Source organism: Paracoccus thiocyanatus, from assembly GCF_900156255.1.
Classification (GTDB): Bacteria; Pseudomonadota; Alphaproteobacteria; order Rhodobacterales; family Rhodobacteraceae; genus Paracoccus; species Paracoccus thiocyanatus.
This window is the reverse complement of the sequence record NZ_FTMK01000051.1, coordinates 1-3,731: the sequence shown is the minus strand read 5'-3', so window position 1 is coordinate 3,731 and position 3,731 is coordinate 1. Positions and strand designations below refer to the sequence as shown.

The 3,731-nt window shown below is 64.4% G+C and carries 3 protein-coding genes; 1 reads left to right on the top strand and 2 read right to left on the bottom strand.

Going from position 1 to position 3,731, the window contains the following annotated elements:
• Positions 1–539: 539 nt before the first annotated feature.
• Entirely contained in the window at positions 540–851 is a 312-nt protein-coding gene (locus F3H32_RS17515; protein ID WP_149766931.1) for an ETC complex I subunit, read from the bottom strand.
• 175 nt (positions 852–1,026) lie between these two features.
• Here F3H32_RS17515 and uvrB point away from each other — a divergent pair, with 175 nt between their 5' ends.
• Positions 1,027–3,213 carry an excinuclease ABC subunit UvrB gene (uvrB, locus tag F3H32_RS17510; protein ID WP_149766930.1) on the top strand — a complete coding sequence of 729 codons (2,187 nt, stop codon included), beginning with the start codon at positions 1,027–1,029 and terminating at the stop codon, positions 3,211–3,213.
• 42 nt (positions 3,214–3,255) lie between these two features.
• Here uvrB and F3H32_RS17505 read toward each other — a convergent pair whose 3' ends face one another.
• Positions 3,256–3,543 carry a hypothetical protein gene (locus tag F3H32_RS17505; protein WP_149766929.1) on the bottom strand — a complete coding sequence of 96 codons (288 nt, stop codon included), beginning with the start codon at positions 3,541–3,543 and terminating at the stop codon, positions 3,256–3,258.
• Positions 3,544–3,731 lie beyond the last annotated feature (188 nt).

The window sequence follows — 3,731 nt, the reverse complement described above, 5'->3', positions numbered from 1 at the left end:
GGTGAGCGGGTATTTAGGCCCCCCGCCCAAAACCCGCAAGAGACAAAATTCAAAAAAATGACAATATTAGGGAAGTGAGTGAAATATAAGGGATTATTGCGGGTCCTCCCGGCTTGTGCCCGCATCTGCGCTGGGAATCGCTTCCCAACCTGCCCGACCGGACCACGACGCCGCACGGAAAAGGCGGCGGAATACCTGAAGACACCGCCTTTGCGCTTCCCGCGCGGACAGTGGATCGCCCGCAAAGGGATCACGGCCCTATGCCAAACTTGGCCCGGAGGAGCCGGCGCGGCCGACGAAGCGGACGCGCCCGTCCAGCTATTACGACCGCATCGTCGAGATGATGGAGGAATTGGTCCGCTTCACGCTGCTGGCCCGCCACCTGTCGGGATTCCCGACCGACCGCTACAACGAGCGAAAGGCAACGGTGGCAAAGCTGGAGGAACGTGGGAACCTGAAAGCCGCAACCTGGCGGCTGCGGCGAGATCGTGCCGTCTTAGACCTGGGCGTCGTCCGAACCGAGTGCGCCCCGATGCACCTTAATGCGTCCAGGGCGCGCGGCGGTCGCTGGCGAAATTCTCGCCATAGCCGCGGGGGCGGATGTTCGGGGCGCGGCCCTGCGGCTCGAACACCTCGTAATCAAGGCCCTTTTCGCGGGCATAGTCCTCGGCCTGCTTGCGGGTTTCGAAATGCAGGCACACCTGGCTTTGGGTGTCGTCGCTGCTGGTCCAGCCCATCAGCGGGTCGATCTCGCGCGGGTCGGCGGCCGGAAAGACCAGAACCCAGTCCTTGCTGCGGGACGTGCCCGATTGCATGGCATTTCGGGCAGGCTTGTAGATGCGGACGCGCATGGCGGGAACCCTCTGTCTTGCTTGTCGCCTTATCCCCGATGCGGGGCCGGCGATCAAGATGCCCGGCATGCGATTTACCGCCGCGCCGCCCATGGCGCCGCAGGATATCGGCCAGCCGCACTTGCATCGCGGCCCGAATGCGCCAGATTACCAAGGCAGGAACAAAGGTGAAACCATGGGCCACAACAACACCAACGCCCCCGTCGCGCGCTTTCCCGAGGTAAGCCGGCCCAAGCTGGAAGGCGGCCGGCGCTTCGTCATGCATTCCGAGTTCCAGCCGGCAGGCGACCAGCCCACCGCCATCGTCGAGCTGACCCAGGGCGTCCAGGCGGGCGAACGCGACCAGGTGCTGCTGGGCGCGACCGGCACCGGCAAGACCTTCACCATGGCCAAGGTGATCGAGGCCACCCAGCGCCCCGCCATCATCCTGGCCCCAAACAAGACCCTTGCGGCGCAATTATACGGCGAGTTCAAGGGGTTCTTCCCGGAAAACGCCGTCGAATATTTCGTCAGCTATTACGACTATTACCAGCCCGAAGCCTATGTCGCGCGGTCCGACACCTATATCGAGAAGGAATCGCAGATCAACGAGGCCATCGACCGGATGCGCCATTCGGCAACCCGCGCCCTGCTGGAGCGGGACGACGTGATCATCGTCGCCTCGGTTTCCTGCATCTACGGCATCGGCTCGGTCGAGACCTATTCGGCGATGACCCAGGACATGGTGGTCGGCGAAAGCTATGACCAGCGCGAATTCCTGGCGGAACTGGTGGCGCAGCAATATCGCCGCCTCGACGCCGCCTTTCAGCGCGGCGGCTTTCGCGTGCGCGGCGATCTGGTCGAGGTCTGGCCCGCCCACCTGGAAGACCGGGCCTGGCGCTTCGACTTTTTCGGCAACGAGCTTGAGGCGATCACCGAATTCGACCCGCTGACCGGGCAAAAGACCGACAGCTTCAAGCAGATCCGCATCTATGCCAACAGCCACTATGTCACCCCCCGCCCGACCTTGCAGCAGGCAACCAAGGGGATACGCGCCGAACTTCAGGCCCGGCTGAAGCAACTGACCGATGAAGGCAAGCTGCTTGAGGCCCAGCGGCTGGAACAGCGCACGAACTTCGACCTGGAAATGCTTGAAGCGACTGGCGTTTGCAATGGGATCGAAAACTATTCCCGCTACCTGACCGGCCGCGCGCCGGGCGAGCCGCCGCCGACGCTGTTCGAGTTCATTCCCGACAACGCCATCGTCTTCGCGGACGAATCGCATGTCTCGGTGCCGCAGATCGGCGGCATGTATCGCGGCGACTTCCGGCGCAAGTTCACCCTGGCCGAACACGGCTTCCGCCTGCCCTCTTGCATGGACAACCGGCCGCTGAAATTCGAGGAATGGGATGCGATGCGCCCGCAATCGGTCTTTGTCAGCGCCACCCCCGCACAATGGGAAATGGACCAGACCGGCGGCGTCTTTACCGAACAGGTCATCCGCCCCACCGGGCTGATCGACCCGCAGATCGAGATCCGCCCGGTCGAGATGCAGGTGGACGACCTTTTGGACGAGGTGCGCAAGGTCTCCGCCCAAGGTTATCGCACCCTGGTCACCACCCTGACCAAGCGCATGGCCGAGGACCTGACCGAATACCTGCACGAACAGGGCATCCGCGTGCGCTACATGCATAGCGATATCGACACGATCGAGCGGATCGAAATCCTGCGCGACCTGCGGCTGGGGGCTTTCGACGTGCTTGTCGGCATCAACCTGCTGCGTGAAGGGCTGGATATTCCTGAATGCGGGCTAGTGGCGATCCTCGATGCCGACAAAGAGGGGTTCCTGCGGTCCGAAACCTCGCTGATCCAGACCATCGGCCGGGCGGCGCGCAATGCCGACGGCCGGGTCATCATGTATGCCGACCGCATCACCGGCAGCATGGAACGCGCCATGGCCGAGACCGAGCGGCGGCGGCAAAAGCAGATGGCCTATAACCAGGAACACGGCATCACGCCCCAGACCGTGCGCAAGAATGTCGAGGACGTGCTGGCGGGGCTGTGGCAAGGCGATACCGATCAGTCGCGGGTCACCGCCAAGGTCGGAAAGCCGCTGGTCGGGGCCAATCTGGCGGCGCATCTGGACGCTTTGCGCGGACAGATGCGCAAGGCGGCCGAGAATCTGGAATTCGAAGAGGCCGCGCGGCTGCGCGACGAGGTGAAGCGGCTGGAAGCGGTGGAACTGGCGGTGGCCGACGACCCGCTGGCCCGGCAATCCGCCATCGAAGAGGCGGCCGAGGCGGCGGTCAAATCCTCTGGCCGCTCGTCCGCGGGGCGGGCGGGCCAGCGCGGCGGCAACAAGCGGTCGCGGCGCCGGGGCTAGGTCGGGCCGCGGGCGGCAGAGCGGCCCCTGCCCGGCCCGCCATCAACTGCAACTGACCGAAAGCATCTTGCCGCGGCTATCGACGACAAAGGTCAGCCGTTCTTGGATCATCTCCATCGTCATCGGCCGGTCCTCGCGCGCGATGCGATACATCTGCCCTTCCGGGACGGTGATGGTGGGCGAGGTCTGGCCGACCAGGTGGCTGTAGCGCGCCGCGCCGCAGGGATCGGCGATCGAGGCCGTGGGCTCTTCGGGCGGCGGGGCCTCGGGGGTGCAGGCGGCCAGGGCGAACGGAGCTGCCAGAATGGCAAGGGAAAGCGGGAGTTTCATCTTGTCCTCATGAGGCTGGACTTCCAGGCCAGCAAACGCGCAAGGCGGCAGATGGTTTCCCGCTGCGGGCCGCGCCGGCGGATTTCCGCAAGCCGGCCTAGGCTGTGAACTCATAAACGGGATTCCGTTATGATGGCCGGCGTGATTCACTGGACCTATGGAGGGTTCAGGATGGCGCGTTTCGATCT

Excerpts from the sequence above, each read along its gene's own strand:
- uvrB (WP_149766930.1), top strand. The coding sequence starts at position 1,027 with ATGGGCCACAACAACACCAACGCCCCCGTCGCGCGCTTTCCCGAGGTA.
- F3H32_RS17515 (WP_149766931.1), bottom strand. The coding sequence starts at position 851 with ATGCGCGTCCGCATCTACAAGCCTGCCCGAAATGCCATGCAATCGGGC.
- F3H32_RS17505 (WP_149766929.1), bottom strand. The coding sequence starts at position 3,543 with ATGAAACTCCCGCTTTCCCTTGCCATTCTGGCAGCTCCGTTCGCCCTG.